Raw genomic sequence first — 1,570 nt, 5'->3', positions numbered from 1 at the left:
ACCAAGTCCACGCCACTATAAAATAATCAAGCGAGCCGTCGAGGGGAGTACTTCCGTGACCGCCCCACCGTTCGACCCGACGACGTTCAAGCAGCTCAGGTCCGCCGCGCACCGCTCGCCCAGCGCCGCCGAGCGGCCCGACACCGCGCCGAGCCCCACCATGGTCAGCGTGGCCAGCACCGTGTCGTGCAGGTCCCGGTTCTGCCGCCGTTCGGCCTCGCGGGCGGCCCGGGCCGCCACCGCCTCCCGGCTCAGCCGCTGGTAGTCGGCGAAGACGGCGTCCGCCCGGGCGATCCAGTGGCGCATCAGCGCCGTCATCACCGCGGTGAGACCGGCCTGCACCAGCAGGGTGGCGGCGTGCGCCCGCGCCTCGAGCGGGTTGCCGGCGGCCGCGGCGCCCCCGACGTATCCGGCGGTGACGAGCAGCCCCGCCGGGATCGACCAGCGGGCCGGGGCGGTCGCCTGCGCGTTGATCACCGTGGTGCTGGCCAGCACCGCGATCCAGCTTCCCTCGCCCGGCAGCACCTCCGGCGCGACCAGCCACGGGATCGCCACCGCCGCCAGGGTGGTGAGCGCGACGTCCCCGGCCACCAGGGCGGGGCCGATGCCGTGCCGCAGCGCGCGGACCGCGTACCAGAGGGACCAGGCGGTCAGCACCACCACCGCCGGCACCAGCAGCGCCACCCGCACCGGCGGGGTACGCACCGTCACGGCCGCCGCCGCGGCCGCCAGGCCGCAGGTCAGCCGCAGCAGCGCCGGCAGGGTGGTGAAGATCAGCGTGAACGCGCCGCCGGCCGGCCGGTCCAGCGGACCTGGCGGCGAGGTCGTGGCGGCTACGACCGGCATCGGGGGAGGTGTCCTTCCGGCAGCGACCCGGTCGGGTCCGCACGGCCTAGATCGACGCCGGAGAATAACATGTCCGACCGCAACTGGTCACCCTCGGTACGCGGCGCGTCGCCGTGCCGCGCCGGGTTCCCCGTACCGGCCGGTTGGCGCGCGGGCCGGCCGGTGATGCGGTTGACTGCCGGCATGGGTGACGACACGCGGCGACTCCGGGTCGCCTTCCTCGGACTCGGTCGGATGGGCACACCGATGGCCCGGCACGTGCTCCGGGCCGGGCACGAGCTGACCGTCTGGAACCGTACCCGGGGCAAGGCCGACGCCCTGGCCGCCGAGGGCGCCACGGTGGCGGAGACGCCGGCCGCCGCCGCGGCCGGCCGGGACGTGGTGGTGCTGATGCTGGCCGACCCGGCGGCGGTCGAGCAGGTGCTGCTCGGCCCGGACGGGGTGGCCTCCGGGGCGGACCCGGACACCCTGGTGGTGGACGGCAGCACCATCGGCCCGGACGCCTCCCGGCGGATGGCGACCCGGCTGCGCGAGCACCGGCTGCGCTACGTGGACGCGCCGGTCTACGGCTCGGTCGGCCCCGCCACCGAGGGCACCCTCGGCGTGCTCGCCGGCGGCGAGGCGGCGGACGTCGCGGCCGCCCGGCCGCTGCTGGAACTCTGGGGCGACCCGGCGCAGGTGCGGCACGTCGGCGCGAGCGGCGCCGGCAGCGCGGGGAAGCTGG

At 76.4% G+C, this 1,570-nt stretch carries 1 protein-coding gene and 1 pseudogene; one reads left to right on the top strand and one right to left on the bottom strand.

Annotation, left to right across the window (positions count from 1 at the left end; translation table 11 throughout):
* Positions 1 to 78 precede the first annotated feature (78 nt).
* Positions 79 to 846, bottom strand: a pseudogene (locus ACWEVO_RS36335) (ATP-binding protein); the annotation flags it as partial.
* A gap of 183 nt (positions 847 to 1,029) precedes the next feature.
* On the opposite strand from ACWEVO_RS36335, the gene ACWEVO_RS36330 reads away from it, so the two are divergent.
* Positions 1,030 to 1,570: NAD(P)-dependent oxidoreductase (locus ACWEVO_RS36330; protein WP_452311916.1), on the top strand; the 541-nt coding region annotated here is incomplete at its 3' end.

This window comes from Micromonospora sp. NPDC003776, from assembly GCF_053605645.1.
This window is presented reverse-complemented; position numbering and strand designations above follow the sequence as displayed.